This window comes from Lacinutrix himadriensis (assembly GCF_001418105.1).
GTDB classification, from domain to species: Bacteria; Bacteroidota; Bacteroidia; order Flavobacteriales; family Flavobacteriaceae; genus Oceanihabitans; species Oceanihabitans himadriense.
Window position 1 is genome coordinate 297,581 of sequence record NZ_LIQI01000019.1, and the last position, 17,306, is coordinate 314,886.

Annotated in this window: 18 protein-coding genes; 9 read left to right on the forward strand and 9 right to left on the reverse strand. The window is 31.8% G+C overall.

Going from position 1 to position 17,306, the window contains the following annotated elements; genetic code table 11:
- Positions 1-3 precede the first annotated feature (3 nt).
- From AMD28_RS06920 to AMD28_RS06935, 4 genes are all read right to left on the reverse strand, one after another.
- Entirely contained in the window at positions 4-1,380 is a 1,377-nt protein-coding gene (locus tag AMD28_RS06920) for a DUF262 domain-containing protein (protein ID WP_055443426.1), read from the reverse strand.
- Between the two features lie 123 nt (positions 1,381-1,503).
- Positions 1,504-2,874, reverse strand: coding sequence for a restriction endonuclease subunit S (locus AMD28_RS06925; protein ID WP_055443427.1), 1,371 nt, complete (start codon positions 2,872-2,874; stop codon positions 1,504-1,506).
- Positions 2,874-5,258, reverse strand: a complete 2,385-nt coding sequence (locus tag AMD28_RS06930; RefSeq protein ID WP_055443428.1) for a type I restriction-modification system subunit M — start codon at positions 5,256-5,258, stop codon at positions 2,874-2,876. Before AMD28_RS06930 ends, AMD28_RS06925 begins: the two co-directional genes overlap by 1 nt.
- A 130-nt stretch (positions 5,259-5,388) precedes the next feature.
- Positions 5,389-5,748, reverse strand: a complete 360-nt coding sequence (locus tag AMD28_RS06935; protein ID WP_055443429.1) for a hypothetical protein — start codon at positions 5,746-5,748, stop codon at positions 5,389-5,391.
- 175 nt (positions 5,749-5,923) lie between these two features.
- On the opposite strand from AMD28_RS06935, the gene AMD28_RS06940 reads away from it, so the two are divergent.
- Positions 5,924-6,358 carry an Hsp20/alpha crystallin family protein gene (locus AMD28_RS06940; RefSeq protein ID WP_055443430.1) on the forward strand — a complete coding sequence of 145 codons (435 nt, stop codon included), beginning with the start codon at positions 5,924-5,926 and terminating at the stop codon, positions 6,356-6,358.
- A gap of 107 nt (positions 6,359-6,465) precedes the next feature.
- Here AMD28_RS06940 and AMD28_RS06945 read toward each other — a convergent pair whose 3' ends face one another.
- Positions 6,466-6,906, reverse strand: coding sequence for a PepSY-like domain-containing protein (locus AMD28_RS06945; protein ID WP_055443431.1), 441 nt, complete (start codon positions 6,904-6,906; stop codon positions 6,466-6,468).
- 176 nt (positions 6,907-7,082) lie between these two features.
- Positions 7,083-7,466, reverse strand: coding sequence for a hypothetical protein (locus AMD28_RS06950; protein WP_055443432.1), 384 nt, complete (start codon positions 7,464-7,466; stop codon positions 7,083-7,085).
- A 713-nt stretch (positions 7,467-8,179) separates the two neighbouring features.
- On the opposite strand from AMD28_RS06950, the gene AMD28_RS06960 reads away from it, so the two are divergent.
- From AMD28_RS06960 to AMD28_RS06975, 4 genes are all read left to right on the forward strand, one after another.
- Complete coding sequence (locus AMD28_RS06960) at positions 8,180-8,944, forward strand: patatin-like phospholipase family protein (RefSeq protein WP_055443434.1); 765 nt, start codon at positions 8,180-8,182, stop codon at positions 8,942-8,944.
- Positions 8,945-9,015: 71 nt separating this feature from the next.
- Positions 9,016-10,056, forward strand: coding sequence for a mechanosensitive ion channel family protein (locus AMD28_RS06965; protein ID WP_161804625.1), 1,041 nt, complete (start codon positions 9,016-9,018; stop codon positions 10,054-10,056).
- A gap of 3 nt (positions 10,057-10,059) precedes the next feature.
- Positions 10,060-12,834, forward strand: coding sequence for a PAS domain S-box protein (locus AMD28_RS06970; protein WP_055443436.1), 2,775 nt, complete (start codon positions 10,060-10,062; stop codon positions 12,832-12,834).
- The gene (locus AMD28_RS06975; protein WP_055443437.1) at positions 12,827-13,897 is read left to right on the forward strand and encodes a response regulator; all 1,071 of its coding nucleotides are present in this window, start codon (positions 12,827-12,829) and stop codon (positions 13,895-13,897) included. Before AMD28_RS06970 ends, AMD28_RS06975 begins: the two co-directional genes overlap by 8 nt.
- Before the next feature lie 56 nt (positions 13,898-13,953).
- Here AMD28_RS06975 and AMD28_RS18615 read toward each other — a convergent pair whose 3' ends face one another.
- The 3 genes from AMD28_RS18615 to AMD28_RS06990 are packed head-to-tail and all read right to left on the reverse strand — an operon-like array spanning position 13,954 to position 14,844.
- Entirely contained in the window at positions 13,954-14,169 is a 216-nt protein-coding gene (locus AMD28_RS18615) for a DUF6327 family protein (RefSeq protein ID WP_055443438.1), read from the reverse strand.
- Complete coding sequence (locus tag AMD28_RS06985; RefSeq protein ID WP_055443439.1) at positions 14,156-14,515, reverse strand: hypothetical protein; 360 nt, start codon at positions 14,513-14,515, stop codon at positions 14,156-14,158. The genes AMD28_RS18615 and AMD28_RS06985 overlap by 14 nt, the downstream gene beginning before the upstream one ends.
- A 5-nt stretch (positions 14,516-14,520) precedes the next feature.
- Positions 14,521-14,844 (reverse strand): YtxH domain-containing protein, encoded by a 324-nt coding sequence (locus AMD28_RS06990; protein ID WP_055443440.1) that lies wholly within the window; start codon positions 14,842-14,844, stop codon positions 14,521-14,523.
- A gap of 188 nt (positions 14,845-15,032) precedes the next feature.
- Between AMD28_RS06990 and AMD28_RS06995 the strand changes: the two genes are divergently transcribed.
- The 4 genes from AMD28_RS06995 (at position 15,033) to AMD28_RS07010 (ending at position 17,292) form a co-directional block, all read left to right on the forward strand.
- The gene (locus AMD28_RS06995; protein WP_055443441.1) at positions 15,033-15,503 is read left to right on the forward strand and encodes a hypothetical protein; all 471 of its coding nucleotides are present in this window, start codon (positions 15,033-15,035) and stop codon (positions 15,501-15,503) included.
- A gap of 126 nt (positions 15,504-15,629) precedes the next feature.
- Complete coding sequence (locus tag AMD28_RS07000) at positions 15,630-16,406, forward strand: RNA polymerase sigma factor (protein ID WP_055443442.1); 777 nt, start codon at positions 15,630-15,632, stop codon at positions 16,404-16,406.
- 30 nt (positions 16,407-16,436) lie between these two features.
- Positions 16,437-16,844, forward strand: coding sequence for a hypothetical protein (locus tag AMD28_RS07005; RefSeq protein ID WP_055443443.1), 408 nt, complete (start codon positions 16,437-16,439; stop codon positions 16,842-16,844).
- 91 nt (positions 16,845-16,935) lie between these two features.
- A complete protein-coding gene (locus AMD28_RS07010) occupies positions 16,936-17,292 on the forward strand; it encodes a hypothetical protein (RefSeq protein ID WP_055443444.1) in 357 nt (118 codons plus the stop codon).
- Positions 17,293-17,306: the final 14 nt, after the last annotated feature.

The following is a 17,306-nucleotide window of genomic DNA, read 5'->3' on the forward strand; positions in this document are numbered from 1 at the left end:
AATTTAAAAATTTAAGTTTCTTTCAATAAGATTTTCTATTGCCCCAAAAACATACAGTAAGTTGTTTCTACCATTAGTACCATAAGATAGATAATTCAATAATTCTTTATCATTCTCTATTTCATATGCTAAAGGCTCAAGTAATCTCTTTTCTGCATTCTCATTAATTATAGTCTCATTTTCAATATCAGCCAATAAGACAGAACAACTAATAAAAAGCGCTTTATTAATTAATTGTTTATTAGCATTTGGCTCCAAATCATATAGCCTAACTTTTCTAAATGCATATTTTCTTCCGAATAGATACTCTGCGTTTTTCATTGCATTAGAAAAAGCATCTATATATTTTTGTAAACTCTCCCTTTTAGACTTCATTAATTCTTCTGTCAGCTCATCTAAAGAAGAATGCATATATCCATTATAGTTATAAATAAAATTATCTTTTTCCTTATATCTATAAAAAAGAAGAAAACGTAAGGCCATTTCTTGATCATCCATTCTTGTGGATTTAATACTGTAATCCGTTGCTGTTTTAAACTCAGGCAACTCAATCATTATATTTAAAACATCTCTCAAAACCTCGCTTGCTAAGCAGTTTCGAATTTCCTGATTATTCAATGGCTTACCTCCTGTATTTATTCTTCTAAAAATATCGTATTTAACTTTTGGAGGTGAAGATGGGTCAATTACATTAACAGAAAATTGTGTTTGATTAAACCATCTAACATATTTTGCGTCAATTCCCTCTTTTTTTTCTGAATCAAAAAAATATTTACCTTCACAACTGCTTCCTAAATACTCAAGACTTTTCAAAGGGAATTTATTGTCCATAAACTCTGTTATTGTAGTTAATCGTTGGAGACCATCAACAATTGTAATTCGACCTTCATCGTCTTCCGAAAAGTAAAACATTGGTAATGGTATTCTCAATAGAATAGATTCAATAAGTCTAGATTTTTGAAAATTATTCCAAACAAAATTCCTTTGAAAATCTGGTGATAAATCAATATCTCCAATCTTGATCATATCATAAATGAGTCGTAAACTGAATTGCTTAGCATGTACTTTTATATCCTCTGGATTAAAAGGACTTATTTCTTCATCTATGTCCGTTTCATTATTTTCTGTGCCTGACTGTTCAGCTTCTATAACATCAAGAACTAATCTATCTAGTTTTATTTTAAGAATATAGTCATCTTCAACAATTTTTTCATCCTTATTTAGGATCAGAAATCTATTATTCTCAAGCTTTAAATCAATCCAATTTTTATTTTTATTATCGATAAGTTCAAAAACATTATCAATTCCACTATCATTAGTTTTTCTTATTGGTTTTAAAAAAACGGTTTCGTTATTTACGATTTTGATTTCTATCAACATGTTTTTTATTTTACTTTTTCAAATTTAACAAATTTAATTTGTGTTCTTTCACAAGATATATTAAAAACTTCTTTCCAACTATAGTCAATAATAATAATCTATCAATAGTTCTACTTTGTGTTGTTAACACACTCTAACCTTACCAGTTACAGCCCCATTTATTAAACTACTTTTATACTCTTTTAACTTATCAATCTCCTGCTGTTTTAAGCCAATAGCAGTTTCTATTTTTTTTGTGCCTGAATCTAAATAATCAACAATTTCTTTTTGTTCATTTTTTGATGGATACCAAACGGTTGGCTGTTTTAAAATAGACTGTGTTATACTAAAAACTTTTACTCCTTTTACTTTTGTTCTTATTTGATTCCTGAAAGACTCAGATTCAAAGATGTAAGCAAAAAATCTTGACTCTATCTCAAATTTAGGTTTAGCAACAACTGTATGATAACCTGCAAAAATTTCATCTTTACTTTCTAAATAAGTGAAATTTCCAGAACCTTCAATATCTTCAGATGTATCAGCAAAAACAAAATCTCCATAATTTATTAGTGCACTTGGATTGTTTAAAAGATAGTCTTCATCTACACATTTTAATTTATGGATATTAGTGTCTAATTCAAACCCATATTTAGAATGAATCTCTCCATAATTCACACAAAAAACACCTTCTTCTCTTAAATTATCTTTTGTAATGGTTAAGCCTTTTCCAAGATTAAAAACATATCTAAACCGCTTCACCTCCCAATGCTCAGGAATCTCCCCAATCCACTCCACACAAGAATCTTTTAACGTAACACTATCATCTAAACCACGTGTTACGGCTTTGTGTATTAAAATTTGTTTGCGTTCTTTAAGTAAGTTTATTTGTTGCTCTTTAATAGCAATAGCATCCTCTATTTTGGTCGTTTTATCGTTTAAAAACTGTACTATTTTGGTTTGTTCTGAGGGATTAGGAAATGGCAATTTCATCGACCGTAAATCATCTCTAGAAACTTTTAACCTCAATGTGTTATATTTCCCATCACCTCTATCAATAGCCATTAATCCTTTTCCAAGACTATACAAAACACCTTGAACTATTTTACTTCTAAACAAATATTCATAAAACTTTGAAGTATCAGAATTATTAAGTTCTCCATAGTATGTATAATAAACAGGACTTACACAACCAAAATAGTCTGAAACACCAACTGCTCCAACAATCATATTCATACTATTAAACACTAAATCACCTTTATGAGCTAACTTATATTTGGAAAAATCATCTTTGAATCTGTCTAAATTTGTAGTCTTTTCAGCATATAGAGTAACACCTTTATCAATAGAAAGTGATAAAATCTCTTTAGTTCTTATAGGCGCATTTTTTTCATTACGCTCTGTTAGAATATGTTTAAAGGATTCAATCTTCCAGTGCTTTGGGATTTCTCCTAACCATTCTATTCCAGAATCTCTATAGCTTTCGTAACGCTCTATTTTTGTTTTTGCTTCAACCATTATACCAAGTTTAAAATCTCAGTAATTAAACCATCACTTTGTTTTTCTAAGTCTAGAATATCATTCGTTACGTCTTCTATATTTCGTAAAGGCTTATGTTTATAAAAGTATTTATTAAAACTAATCTCGTAACCAATTTTGGTAGCGTCTAGGTTTATCCAAGCTTCTGGTACGTGTGGTTGTACTTCGCGTAAAAAGTAACTGTGTATGTTATCTTTTAGTGGTACGTTTTCTGTGTCGCGTAGGTCACTTTCGGTTTCGTATATTACATACTCTCCCTTTTTAAGAGACCTCTCGACTGCGCTCGAGGAGACATCTTTACTAAAACCATAATACCCAAAGTCTGCCAGGTCTTTTTCTTCACAATCTAAATGGGCTAAGAGTTTGTTTAGTTTATCGCCAGATAGTTTTTCTACTTTTTTAATGACTTTTTCTGCTTCAGCATCATACCAACTTACTGCGTTTAAAATGGCTTTTTTATCGCTTGCAGAAATACTTAGTTTCTGTTTTTTAATTTCGGCATCCACTAATTTTTTAAATTGGTTAAAGTCGTTGTATTCGTCTTCACCAATAGCTTTTAACAACACAGTTCCTGTTTTTACTAAGTTTAAATGCTTTTGCCATGTTGTTAGCTTGGTCAATTTTGTTTTATTGGCAGATGATAAGTTGAGTTCGTTTTTTTCGCACCATTCTAACAACTCCTTTTCGTGTTGTTTGGTGTTGGTGTATATGTTGTCTCCAAAGGTTTCAAATGCATATTGCATGGGTTCTTGTAATACGCGGTCGTAACGTAAGGCTTCAATACGCTCTGCTGTAAATTGGGCGCATAAACGTTTTGGTTTCTCAATAGTGGCTTTGTAATAGCCAAAATCTGAATTATCAAAGACTTTTGAAGAAATACCTTGCTCACCTACACGTTCTTCAACACTCATGTTTTTATAAGTATTTACAATTTTAGTAATGTGTTTTGGCGAGAACTCACAGTTTTTGTTTCCTAAGGCTTTACGCAATTTACGGTACAATTGTACCGTATCAATCAATTGCACTTTCCCTTTTCGGTTGGCAGCTTTATTGTTACTTAAAATCCAGATATAGGTGGTAATACCTGTATTGTAAAACAGGTTGTTTGGTAATTGCACAATGGCTTCTAGCCAATCGTTTTCTATAATGTGTCTGCGTATGTTGCTTTCTCCTCCTCCTGCATCTCCTGTAAATAGGCTACTTCCGTTATGTACCGAAGCAATACGTGTTCCTGTTTTGCTTTGGGATAAGGATTTCATTTTATCGACCATTTCCATTAAAAACAGTAATTGTCCGTCGGACGATCTAGGAATGGCATCGGCTTCTTCTTCTACATTCCAATAATTTTTTAAATTGATTTGAAAACGCGGATCGATAACATCTTTACCATCCTTGATGTATTTTTGCTCACTAGACCATGATTTTCCGTATGGTGGATTGGATAGCATAAAATCGAAAGACTTGCCTGCAAATTCATCTGTAGATAAAGTAGAACCCACTCTGATGTTTTCAGGATTGTTTCCTTTAATCATCATATCACTCTTACAAATAGCGTAGGTTTCGTCGTTTATTTCTTTTCCATAGAGATAGACATCACCTGTGGCACGAATCTCGCCTGCTTCATCTTTAATAAAGTTCTGACTTTCGGTAAGCATTCCTCCCGAACCACAAGCAGGATCGTAAATGGTCATTACTGGTGGTAAATTGTCTTTTATGGGGTCGAAGATAATGTGTGTCATTAAATCAATCACTTCACGTGGTGTAAAGTGTTCTCCTGCTTCTTCGTTATTTTCTTCGTTGAATTTTCTAATGAGTTCTTCAAATACATAACCCATTCCTAAATTGGATAAGGCTGGTAATTTTCTACCTTCTGGATCTTCCTTTTCAAAAGGCGTTAAGTTAATGTATGAGGATGTGAATTTTTCCAACACATCTAACAACACATCTTTGGTTGCCATGTGGCGCACTTGACTACGTAGTTTGAATTTCTCGATGATTTCCTTCACATTAGGACTGAAACCGTTTAGGTAATCTTCAAAATTGGCTTGTAGTATTTGTTGGCTATTGGTTGCGGTATCTTTTAATTTTTGAAGTGTCCAAGTGCTTACGTTGTAAAATACATAACCTGAAGCTTCACGTAAACCAGACTCATCCCATTCGGTAAAACCAGCTTCATCACGTTGAAAGGCTAACTCTTCTAAAACTGCGTCTTTGGTTGGTTCTAATAAGGCGTCTAATCTGCGTAGGACTATCATTGGTAAAATGACGTCACGGTATTTTCCTCTTACGTAAACGTCACGTAAACAGTCGTCTGCAATAGACCAAATAAAAGATACTAATTTATTGTGCGATGATTTATTCATTTATAAATAAATGTGTTTTTTGTTTATTATTAAAAATGCTGTGCTAATAGCTAATTAGGGAGAGCTTAAATATATAAACTTTATTAAAACTAACTAAGTAATACATCGAAAAAAGGGAAAGTTTTTCAAATTAATTAGGTGCACAACCTAAGGTTGCATTATACGGCTGAATATATTCCCAAAAGGCTTTACCTGCACTATCTAAATAATACATAGAATAATTTAATTTGGTATTGGATCCCACTTGATAAATATACTCGTTACAACCATAAGAATACTCTTGCTTGAAACATACAACAGCAAAGTAATAGGTTTGATATTCTATTTGTGTATTATAAAAAGTCACTTTAGAAATAGCATCACTATCATAACTAGTATATGTGGTACCATAACTTTTTGATTTCACGAAATCTATCATTTCTTGACAAGATTGCGCATATGTGGTTAAAGTAGCTATTAGAAATACTAGACTTAGTAAAAGGTTTTTCATTTTATATAATTTAAAATAGATGAACAGCACCCCAAACCTAACCCCATCCCCACACATTTCCTTACGGAAAACCGTAAACCAAATTATTTCATTGCTCTGACCTAGGTCATTTGTTAAGTAACTCATTGATTATACATTAGCTACTCATTAATTGTTTAACTTAAATCTTATAATTATGTCACTCGTAAAATTTAAAAGAACCCCTTTAGAAAATCTTTTTTCAACAGATGTATTAGATACCAATGATTTCTTTGATAATCGTTTATGGAATAAAAAAAACGATGCACCTGCATTAAATATTAAGGAGACAGATAATGCCTTTGAAGTGGAATTAGCAGCGCCTGGTTTTGCAAAGAAAGACTTTGATGTAACCATTGATAATGGCTGCTTAAATATTTCGGCGGAAAGTTCCAACACGAAAGAAGAAAAAGACGACGACTATACGCGTAAAGAGTTTAGTTATAATTCTTTTGAAAAAAGACTACAACTTCCGGATTCTGTAAAAGAAGAAGACGTGAAAGCGAAATACAAAGACGGCGTTCTTAGCTTTAATCTCGCTAAAACAGAAGCGTCTAAAAACCATAAGCCTAAAAAAATAGCAATTTCTTAAGGATAGAATATATCCAAAAAAAAGGAGGAGATGAATGGTTTCATCTCCTCCTTTTTATTGGTATAATCTTCCGATTATAAATACATGGGTATTAAAAAAAAAATTAATTAATCTTTATAAATATTTAACACCTTTCCTGTGCTGGTAAAGGTAATTTCTATTTCTTCATTCCATCCTTTTTCTAACTCCACTTTATAGGTGGTTACGCCTTCTTTTTCGTTAGACTCTACAGCATCGACTCTATAATCTGCGTATTGCGTTTTCAGTAAATTCACAAGTGCAGATGGTAATTCTACATGCGTAATTTCTTTTTCTACACGCACCTTTGTTCCTTCCCTGTTGAACCAAACTTCGCGCTCCATGTTTCCTACGTCAAACGTTACTTTAAAGTCATTACCATTTCGTTTCCATTCTATATTTTGCGCTTTAGGATATTCTTTTAAAAGTCCTTCTGTAAAACTTTGTGGCACTGCTGTTTTTGTTAATTCTTGGGCACTTAATGTTGCTGTTGCAAATAATACAAATACTAATAATTTTAAATTTTTCATGTTATAAATATTTAATTAATAATCCTTAAATGGGTGAGATATGCATGTGGTTCTTACGGCATTCCCAACTTGTTTTTTACTTTTTCATATTGCTTTCCTTAAAATTATTCACCAGCGTGATCGTTGATTAAAAAAACACGGATACCGCTTTAGCGATGCATATAATGAGAATATGGTTAATGCAGGTTCTCAAAATGTTTTTTTACAAATGCATTTTTTTCGTTTTCCGTCATCTTATCTGCAGATGCCACATCCACTTTTATATCTTTAAAATGCAAATCTTTATTCAAAAAATTATGTAGTTCTGTTTTTGCATTTGTAGGACCAAATAAAAGCACATGATCATATTTCAAAATAGCGTCTGCAATTTCTTTATAATATTCTTCTTGCATTTGTTGTCTTTTATTGTGCATCAAGCTTTCACTTCTTTTTAATGCTTCCTCTTTGGTGCTAAAATTAAATTTCGATGCTATAGAATGGCTTTCTTTCTTAGCATTTAAATCCATTAAATTTGCGGTGGAATGATCCATCCAAATACCTAATCTTTTTTGCGTTTTCATATATTTTCTATTTAAATTGTGATTTTATACATTAAGTAACTTGATAATTTATTCCGAATAACTTTAAAAACCACTTCCTTTCCCATGCATCCGTAAAGAAAATCAGTTTTCACCATCTAATTCTTCATTTCTAGATACTATACCTTCCTGGAAATGATGTATATGGATAGATTCAAAAGTACAGATAGTAAGGAAGCATTCCAATGACATAAGTCATGCTTCTTATAATATTACATAAATTTTATGACGAGTAATTCGCTAGAAATTTTCTCAAAAATCAAATGGCTTTCCGAAGAAAAAAATTGTAATAAAAAGGAAATAGCTTTAAAACACTTAAAGCCAGCAATGCTTTTAAAGGAATATCTTCATTTTTTTTACTCGAATTTCTCCTCTGAGAATAAAGAAATACATGCATCCAATTATTCCCCAAAGATACTTCCTCTTGTAAATAACTTTAAGACCTTAATTTTTGTATAAGAGATAATTAATATTTCATTGGAATTCACATTGTTTTCCAAATACTAGGAAGCCATTAACAGAGGATTTAAAAGAGGACAAATTGATTAGGAACAACACCATAAAAAACGAAAAATAACCTATTAAAAAAATGGTTTTGCTGAAGTTTTAAACCCTTATTAATGAGCAACTGATAATAATCATTATTTTTATGTAATCAACGTATTACATTTACATGAAAACAACACAACTTACAAATGAATACAGGATTAGTCCTTTCTGGCGGAGGAGCTCGAGGTGCGGCACATATTGGTGCTATAAAAGCACTTGAAGAATTCGGCGTTTTTCCAACACATATTTCAGGAACTAGCGCAGGAGCTATTATTGGCGCCTTATATGCTGCTGGTGTACCTTGGACGGAAATGTTAGATTTCTTCAAAAATATATCCATCTTTCAAACAGCTAGATATGCACATAATAAACCCGGATTTATAAATTCGGCAAAATTCTATAACGATCTCAAAGCCTATCTTCCTATGGATGATTTTAGTGCTTTAAAAAAACCGCTATTTATCACTGCGGCAAATGTTATTGATGGTTCTTTAAAAGTTTTTAGCAAAGGACAACTCATAAAACCTATTATCGCTTCGGCTTCTTTTCCGGGAGTTTTTACACCAACCGAAATTAATGGAAAATACTATATCGATGGTGGCACTTTAAACAATTTCCCTGTAGAGCCTTTACAAAAAGACTGTGATAAAATTATTGGTGTATACGTTAATCCGTTAAAAAAAATTAGCATCACAGATTTAAAACATTCGTATAGCGTAGTGGAAAGAGCCTATAAAATTAAAGTCGCTTCTGAATCCATGTTGAAATTTCCAAATTGTGATTTGGTTATTTCTCCAGAGGAACTAATTAATTACGGTACTTTTGATATGAACCATATAGATGCTATTTTCAATTTAGGATATACGGCCACAAAAAAAGCGCTAGAAGAAAACAATAATGTATTCGCATAGAAATAATACACATCGTCTTTTATTGAAAAAACACAAGACGCGTATTTAATAATAAAATGAATATGGATAACATGTTAACATCGCTACATTTAGCATCTTGGATTACATATAGTATTGTGCTTCTATGCAGTATATTACTAGGGCTACTTTTAAGATGGATTTTATTTTCACTTATTAAATTTTCTAACCAAAGAAAACCTAGCGTTTTAAAAACGCAGTTACTAAAACATTTAAAAGCTCCAGCCAAGTTTCTTCTTCCTATTCTATTTATATACAGCTCCCTTTCTCTTTTAGCATTAGACTCCTTTTGGCAAAAAATTATAGAAAGCCTAATCATTATTAATTTCTCTTGGGTACTTATTGCGTTATTAAATGCTTTAGAAGAAGTGGTTAAAGAAAAATTTACGGTGAATGGCAACCATAAAACAAAAGACAGAAAAGTATTGACGCAACTACGCTTTTTAAAAAGCCTTACTATTGTTATTATTTTCACACTGGCAATAGCTGCCATGCTATGGAATATCCCCGGAGTAAAAAAACTAGGAACCACCATACTTACCTCTGCTGGTGTTATTGGTATTATAGCTGGTGTTGCAGCGCAAAAATCGATTGCAAACCTAATAACCGGATTTCAAATCGCATTTGCACAACCTATTAAAATAGATGATGAAGTGGTTATTGAAGACGAATTTGGTACCGTAGAAGATATTACATTAACCTATGTGGTTATAAAAACGTGGGACCAAAGACGATTGGTTTTGCCTCTTAATTATTTTAATGATCATTCTTTTGTAAACTGGACCTTTAATGCTACCGAATTAATTGGCGCTGTTTTTATCTATGTAGATTATACCTTTCCTGTTTCTGTTTTAAGAACAAAACTTATGGATCTTTTAAAAGCGCATCCTTTATGGAATAAAAAAACAGGGGAACTTTTGGTGACAAACAGTACTGAAAAATCTATAGAATTACGAGCGTCATTTAGTGCAAAAAACGCTTCCGATACTTGGACTCTGCGCTGTGATATACGAGAACAATTAATCCATTTTATACAAGAGAAATATCCTGCTTCTTTGCCTAAATTAAGACAAATGGAAGTGTTTAAAATATAAAAAATGATAGATGCATTAAAAGATAATGACCTTTTTAAAAGTATTTTCCATTCTTCCGTAGAAGGTATTTTGGTTATAGATGATTCTGGTGTCATTATTAAAGCCAATCCCGCTAGTGCGCAAATGTTTGGCTACAACCAACAAGAATTAATTAATAAAACAGTAGAAAATCTTATTCCGAACCAATACCAAAAAAATCACGAATCCTATCGGTCCAAATATTCTAAAAAGCCCAAATCAAGACGTATGGGACAGGATTTGGATTTATGGGGATTGAAAAAAGATGGTTCTCAATTTCCGTTAGAAATAAGTTTAAGTCCAACAGAAATTGACAATAAACAGCTTGTCATTGCTTTTATAATAGATATTACAGAGCGCATGAATGCAAAACAAGCGCTACTACGTAGTGAAAGCAGAATGGCAGAAGCCCAACGTCTTGCGCATGTAGGAAATTGGCATTGGAATATAGAAACGGACGAGAGAAGTTGGTCTGACGAATTTTACAGAATCCTTGGTCTTCCTCCTGGAGATAAAAAGCTGAATTCTAAATCTGTAAGAGATTTTATTCACCCAGAGGATAAAAAAAATACCATACGGGCAATAAACGATGCTGTAAAAAATAAAACACCCTATAAGCACAAACAAAGAATTGTGAGACCAGATGGCACTATAAGACATATTCTAGCAAAAGGGAAAACAATATATGATAGCGAAGGCTTCCCAAAAGAACTATATGGAAGCATTCAAGATATTACAAGGCATAAAGACATTGAATTAAAACTAAAAAACAGTCAAGAAAAAACACAAGCTTTACTAGAGGCTTTACCGGACGTCATGATACTTTATGACAAACACGGAAATCATCTAGAGGTGCACACCCCGGAAGACTACCAACTTGTTGCTCCTTATGAAGACAATATTGGTAATAATATTGATAAGATACTTCCAAAAAAGGTTTGTGAGAAAATAAGAAAGGGATTTGCCGATTGTGAAAAAACGAAAGAAAATCAAATTGTAGAGTATTCACTAACCATCATGGGCAAGTTGACACATTTTGAATCCCGAATAGTAAAAACAGATACTAATAATTTTTTATGCATCATACGGGATATTACCGAAAGTGAAAATGCAGAAAAAGTAATCCTTGAAAAGGAACAAAGACTGCGATTAACTTTAGAAGCTGGCGAATTTGGATCTTGGCATTGGGATTTGCTATCTGATAAAATAGTAAGAGACAAATATCAAAACTCTTTATTTGGAATAGCAGCAGAAGAGTATACCACTACCTATACCGATTTTTTAAAGAATATTCATCCTGAAGACAGAGATAACGTAAGGTTAACCATAGCAAACGCCATAAAAAAAACCAATAGCTATACCGTACAATATAGAATTACACATCCTGATTTATCTATGCATTGGCTGCTTGAAAAAGGAAAAGTTTTTAAAAACAACCTTGGGCAACCAGAACGCATAATAGGGGTAACACATAGCATTACAAAACAGAAGTTAGCAGAAGAAAAATTAAAAGAAAGTGAAGAAAAACTTCGAGATTACACCCTGGAATTAGAAGAAAAAGTAGCCGAACGGACCAAAGAACTTACTACTGTTGTTCAAAAATTAGTAGCCTCTAACTTAAGTCTTGAAGACCAAATATTGGTAACAGAAGAAGCGGAAAACATAGCATTAAATAGCAAACAAGTACTTGCCAATATTACTAGAAATTTCCCTAAAGGTTTTGTCGTAGTTGTTGACGCCAACCTAAATATTGTTTTTATAGATGGTGAAGAAGTGGAAGCATTAGGCTATAGCAACCTAGTACTAACAAACGCCACAGTATATGATGGAAATGGCATTACAGAAGACGTTAAAAACATATTAATAAAAGAAATTAAAAAAACATTTAAGGGAGAACATTGTTCCTTTGAAATAGATATTCAGAATAGATCTTACCTCGTTAATACTACGCCGTTATTAAATAACGATAACCAAATTGAGCAGATTTTATTGGTCAATAATAATATAACACAGCAAAAACAAGTCGAATTAGACATCTTAAATACGCTAACCAAAGAACGGGAATTAAGCGAATTAAAATCGAGATTCATTTCTATGGCTTCGCACGAATTTAGAACTCCTTTAAGTGCTATTTTGTCTTCAGCAATACTTATTGAGAAACAAAATGAGCCTGGAAAAGAAGATAAAAGAATAGGTTATGTAACTAAAATTAGATCGAATGTTAAAAACCTGGTCGTGATACTTAACGACTTCCTTTCTTTAAGTAAATTACAAGAAGGAAAAGTAACTGCGCATCCAGAGTCTTTTAATCTTATTGATTTTTCTAAATCGTTAATTGAAGAAATGGAGGACATCAAAAAAGAGGGCCAGATCATCAATTTCCAATGTGAACATTCCACTATTAATGTGTTTTTAGATATCAAATTATTAAAACACATCCTTTATAACTTAGTATCGAATGCTATAAAATATTCGGAAGAACAACAGGAAATCACCATTAAAATAGCAACTAAAAATCAGTTGGTATACATAGAAATAAAAGATCAAGGCATTGGTATTCCTTCCGAAGATCAAGACCATATGTTTCAACGTTTTTACCGTGCAAATAATGCTTCCAATATACAAGGCACTGGTTTAGGACTAAATATCGTGAAGCAATACACCGAATTAATGAATGGTACCATTAATTTTAAAAGTGAAATAAATAAAGGCTCTACCTTTTCTATAACCTTTCCTTTAAACGAAAAACAAGATGAATAAAATACTATTAATTGAAGACAATCAAGACGTAAGAGAAAATACAGCAGATATTCTTGAATTAAACAATTACACCGTAATTACTGCAGAAAACGGTAAAATTGGTGTTGAAAAAGCGATAAAAAACAATCCAGATATCATTATTTGCGATATCATGATGCCAGAATTAGATGGCTTTGGTGTTTTTGAAAGCTTAAGTAAAAACCATAATACAGCGCGTATTCCTTTTATTTTTCTAAGTGCTAAATCGGAAAAAACAGATATAAGAAAAGGAATGAATATTGGCGTAGATGATTATTTAACCAAACCATTTGAAGAGGATGAATTATTAGACGCCATAGTGTGCCGTATAAAAAAGAATGCCTTTTTGAAAAAAGAATTCTCTAAAAACATAGAAGGTATTAGTGAATTTATCAACGAAGCTTCAGACTATCTAAAGTTAGAAGAACTTTCTAAAGATCGCAATCTAGAAAAGTATAAAACGAAAGATTGTATTTTTAATGAAGGGACCGCTGCGCATCAATTATATTTTATACAAAGCGGAAATGTAAAAACATATAGAACTACCGAATCTGGAAAAGAATTTGTTACAGGCTTATATGGACCTGGAGATTTTATTGGTCAGTTATCACTTCTTGGCGATAAAGGTTTATACGTAGAAACGGCAAGTGTATTAGAAGATGCTGAGATTTGCGGAATCCCAAAAGCAGATTTCACCAAACTCTTGTATGGTAACAAAGAGGTTTCCAATAAATTTATAGATATTATCTCTAATAATTTAATAGACATGCAGGAACATTTAGTAGATATGGCCTACGCTACAGTACGAAAAAGAACAGCCAAAGCATTGTTAGAATTAGATGAAAAAGGACTAATTAAAGATAATAAACATACGGGTATAAGTATTCCTAGAGAAGATTTTGCAGGATTAATTGGTACGGCAACAGAAACGGCTATACGTATGTTAACCGAATTTAAACATGAAGGTTTAATTGACGTAGAAACAAACAGAAGGCTTGTTATATTAGACAAAGAAAGTCTAAAACAAATTTCAGAATTTGGATAATAAATATTAAATAAAAAAAGAGTTTTACTATAATCACAAAGTAAAACTCTTTTTTATTATCTAAACTTTTTAATCAAACTATTCATTATAAATGTTAGCAGTTGTTCTTGCAAAGCTCCTTTAACCTCATTTTTAATAGAAGTTGCGCTAAGGCTATCTTTAGAGCTTTTTAAATTCAGTTTTATATGTTGTTTATAAATCTGTTTTTGCAGACTTAAAATTTTTAACTGATTATCTATTTCGTCAAACGAATTGTAACTATTTGGTATCATCTTTTATAAAATAACATTTAGAAAACTTTCTTAATAATGGTCCGTTAAACCTATCTCTTAAAAAATAAACAACCATTACAACGAACACATAAAACAAGCCAACAATTAAAAAACCATAAAACGTATCATCTAAAATTTGCGCTAGTCTAAAAGCTACTGCAAAAGATAATATTAATAAAGTAATACATGCCAAAGAACCAATCACGATAATTTTTGTGATATACGTAACACCTAGCATAAGCACTTTAAAACTTTTAAGCTTAATGTATTCTTCACTGCTTTTTAAATAGGCATGAACATGAACATCGGTCTCTAATACGTTTTCTTTTAATTTTTCAAAAGCCATACTAATTATTTTTGAGGCTCCATTTTTTTAAGCTCTTCTAACTTGCGTTCTAAGCTAGAAATAATGTCTTCGGCCTTACCATTCATATGCGAAATAGTTTCATCTAACTTTTCTTTCATTTCTTGTTTTTTCTCATGTACTGATCTTGTAAGATCTGCTTTAGCATGCGATACACGTTCCGAAATATCATGTTTTGTTTCGTCTGCTTTTTGTTTGATTTTTTTTCTGGTTTTAATCCCTTTATCCGGTGCATATAAAACGCCGATTCCAGCTCCTATTGCAGCTCCCGCTAATAAAGCTAATAGTGTGTTTTCTTTAGTACTTGACATAATTCTATCATTTAAAGATTAATAAATTAATTTCTATACCTCAAAAGTAGGACAACAAACTAGGAATTAGAATGACCTAGGTCACTCTGTTAGATATTAATAACTGCATAAAAAAAATAGCCAAATGATGTAAGTCATTCCTTTTTTATGCAAAGCATCCTACTTTAGACCTACAATAAGTAAATACCATGGAATCTAAAATAAAAGAAACAACCGAAAAGCGCATTTTTATAAAATCATATCCAAAATTTCAGCAAATAGAAGCACTAATAAAAGCGATGAACTTACCAGAGAATAAAAACCCACAAATCTCTATTATTGGTAAGTTTGATGAAGACCCTTTGGATGCTACAAAAAATGTAGCTGCTTTAGAAGAGGAAATGGAAACAAAGTGCAAAGCATTATTTCCATATCCAATAGACTTTGGCATTCTTTCCAATCCTGAAATTGGTACCATTTTCATTACAGGATTTCTTGTGTCCACGTTTTTACAAGAAATAGAACGCAAAGAAATTGGTGCCATGCTAACCGGTCCTTTTGGAATTTTAAGAGGTTTAGGAATATACCCCGAAAGCGCTGCTTTAAATTTAAAAGCATTACAACTTGGACGCTATTTATTAATTGTTAGAGGCACTAAAAAAGAGTTAAAAGCATTATGAAACGACTAATTTTCAGCGCGTTAATAACACAAATCCGTATGCCTTATATTTAATTAACTGATCTAAGTCATTTCACATAAAATGTTTAGTTACCACCTTTACATATAACTTATTAAGACCTATACCATGGAAACAAATGTTTCATATTTCGAAAATAAAAAGGAGTTCCGACTTTTCGTAACAAAATCCTTTACCAATCTAATTACACTAAAAAAAGAAGGGAATCAAACCTCTTTTAATGCATTAGTGCTAGAAATAATGCCGCAAATAAGACAGTATGTGAATACACAATTAAATGCTGCTATTAGAAAAGGGGATTTCTCCAAAAACAAGTATAAAGCTGACGATATAATAGATCAACTATTTATTGAAATCTACGACCATATTGAAGAGGTGGAAAAAGAAGAACACTTTTATAAATGGCTATTTAAAAAAACCAATGCTTTGTTGGAGGATATTATTGAAGAAGAAGCGTTTGATGATTTTTTCTTTAAAAATATTGATGACTATTCTAAACCAGAATGGAGTGCTATGCAAGAGAAGTATAGCTCGGATGCAGAAGGCGACGGACACTTAAAATTGATTGAAGAATTTGATGACAGGTCTTACAATCACAATGATTATACTTTAAAGGATGTATTTATTGAGAATAAAGAAAAAGGTTGGATAGAAAAAATAGATGCAGATTTAAGTGATGAGGAAATTAAAAACCACATCAAAATGGTATTGCACAACTTACCATATGCTATGCGTAATGTTTTTGAACTATCTACAAACCAAAAACTAGAGCTGGAAGAAATTGCCGAAATACGAAAAAATACAGTGGAAGAAGTAACCCAACTTTTAAAAGATGCGAAGAAAGCTTTACAGCTAAGTTTTTTCAATAGATATCCAAACGATTAATAAAAATAATACAACTTAATACATACCATTATGAATACAGCAACTTTAAATCCAAAAACACAATATTTACTTGGTGCAGGACTAGATGTTTTACACTTTGAAAGTAGAGAATGGCTAGAAACTATCGACTTCTGGAAAGATGAAATTAGATTTTTTAATGATTTACTAAAGAAAAAAGAAGCTTCAGAAAAAAACAATGCAGCATATGAAAACATGCTAAAAAACTTAGACAAGGTACATGCTGATTTGTTTAATGATTTAAAAGAAAGCGTTGTGGAACACGAACAATTATTATCGAAAATTGAATTGGCCGAAAAAGGATTATCCGATAATAATTACAGAGAAAAACACGCGCAACTTTTAGCAAGAATGAACACGTTTACAAAAGATTTCAAAACGTTTAAAAGCATTCTTTTTGATTACGCAAAAGGGCTATAATTATCACAACTACTGAAGAAATTAGTATTGTAGTTTAAACGCAATTTCTTCAGTAGTTATTTTAAACATAAAATACTAAAGCACAACAACTATGGAATTATTACTATATACTAAAACATATAATACGGCAGATACTATTCATAATTTTATGGATTTATACTACAGTTTACATATGACACATTTGGCCAGTGATCTTTTACAAAAAGGATTATCTCCTGACCAAATTACAGATGCTGTTGCAACCGCCATTAGCATTGCAAAAACATCTGGTATGGAGACAAACAAACATTTTATGCCCGTATATAGTGGAATAAACGAAGAAATTATTCAGGATTGTAAACTCTCGCATTTAGGATATGGATTGGTAATATTGAATGCCGATAAAAGTTTACCTCTTGTAGGAAGCTTTCAAGTAGATGTTTTAAAAGAATTCCTTAATGAGCATTAAATAAGTAAAGCACT

Excerpts from the sequence above, each read along its gene's own strand:
- AMD28_RS06920 (WP_055443426.1), bottom strand. The coding sequence starts at position 1,380 with ATGTTGATAGAAATCAAAATCGTAAATAACGAAACCGTTTTTTTAAAA.
- AMD28_RS06925 (WP_055443427.1), bottom strand. The coding sequence starts at position 2,874 with ATGGTTGAAGCAAAAACAAAAATAGAGCGTTACGAAAGCTATAGAGAT.
- AMD28_RS06930 (WP_055443428.1), bottom strand. The coding sequence starts at position 5,258 with ATGAATAAATCATCGCACAATAAATTAGTATCTTTTATTTGGTCTATT.
- AMD28_RS06935 (WP_055443429.1), bottom strand. The coding sequence starts at position 5,748 with ATGAAAAACCTTTTACTAAGTCTAGTATTTCTAATAGCTACTTTAACC.
- AMD28_RS06940 (WP_055443430.1), top strand. The coding sequence starts at position 5,924 with ATGTCACTCGTAAAATTTAAAAGAACCCCTTTAGAAAATCTTTTTTCA.
- AMD28_RS06945 (WP_055443431.1), bottom strand. The coding sequence starts at position 6,906 with ATGAAAAATTTAAAATTATTAGTATTTGTATTATTTGCAACAGCAACA.
- AMD28_RS06950 (WP_055443432.1), bottom strand. The coding sequence starts at position 7,466 with ATGAAAACGCAAAAAAGATTAGGTATTTGGATGGATCATTCCACCGCA.
- AMD28_RS06960 (WP_055443434.1), top strand. The coding sequence starts at position 8,180 with ATGAATACAGGATTAGTCCTTTCTGGCGGAGGAGCTCGAGGTGCGGCA.
- AMD28_RS06965 (WP_161804625.1), top strand. The coding sequence starts at position 9,016 with ATGTTAACATCGCTACATTTAGCATCTTGGATTACATATAGTATTGTG.
- AMD28_RS06970 (WP_055443436.1), top strand. The coding sequence starts at position 10,060 with ATGATAGATGCATTAAAAGATAATGACCTTTTTAAAAGTATTTTCCAT.
- AMD28_RS06975 (WP_055443437.1), top strand. The coding sequence starts at position 12,827 with ATGAATAAAATACTATTAATTGAAGACAATCAAGACGTAAGAGAAAAT.
- AMD28_RS18615 (WP_055443438.1), bottom strand. The coding sequence starts at position 14,169 with ATGATACCAAATAGTTACAATTCGTTTGACGAAATAGATAATCAGTTA.
- AMD28_RS06985 (WP_055443439.1), bottom strand. The coding sequence starts at position 14,515 with ATGGCTTTTGAAAAATTAAAAGAAAACGTATTAGAGACCGATGTTCAT.
- AMD28_RS06990 (WP_055443440.1), bottom strand. The coding sequence starts at position 14,844 with ATGTCAAGTACTAAAGAAAACACACTATTAGCTTTATTAGCGGGAGCT.
- AMD28_RS06995 (WP_055443441.1), top strand. The coding sequence starts at position 15,033 with ATGGAATCTAAAATAAAAGAAACAACCGAAAAGCGCATTTTTATAAAA.
- AMD28_RS07000 (WP_055443442.1), top strand. The coding sequence starts at position 15,630 with ATGGAAACAAATGTTTCATATTTCGAAAATAAAAAGGAGTTCCGACTT.
- AMD28_RS07005 (WP_055443443.1), top strand. The coding sequence starts at position 16,437 with ATGAATACAGCAACTTTAAATCCAAAAACACAATATTTACTTGGTGCA.
- AMD28_RS07010 (WP_055443444.1), top strand. The coding sequence starts at position 16,936 with ATGGAATTATTACTATATACTAAAACATATAATACGGCAGATACTATT.